Annotated in this window: 1 rRNA gene; it reads left to right on the forward strand. The window is 52.1% G+C overall.

Annotation, left to right across the window (positions count from 1 at the left end):
• Positions 1 to 193 precede the first annotated feature (193 nt).
• Positions 194 to 330, forward strand: a 16S ribosomal RNA gene (locus HP507_RS00015); the annotation flags it as partial.

Raw genomic sequence — 330 nt, forward strand, 5'->3', positions numbered from 1 at the left:
GAGTGGGGAGTGCGTCTGGTCCTTGAGAACTCAACAGCGTGCACATTGTCAATGCCAATTTATTGACCCCGTGCGTGATCAGCTTCGGCTGTGATCGTCGGAGACAATTCCTTTTGGATTGAAGATTGTCCAGTGGACAGTCAACAGTCAGAATCAACTCGGCCTGGTGCTTCGGTACTGGGTTGGTAATTTTTTTACGGAGAGTTTGATCCTGGCTCAGGACGAACGCTGGCGGCGTGCTTAACACATGCAAGTCGAACGATGATGCCCAGCTTGCTGGGTGGATTAGTGGCGAACGGGTGAGTAACACGTGAGTAACCTGCCCCTGAC

The sequence above is a fragment of the Curtobacterium pusillum genome, assembly GCF_013359865.1.
Lineage (GTDB): Bacteria > Actinomycetota > Actinomycetes > Actinomycetales > Microbacteriaceae > Curtobacterium > Curtobacterium pusillum.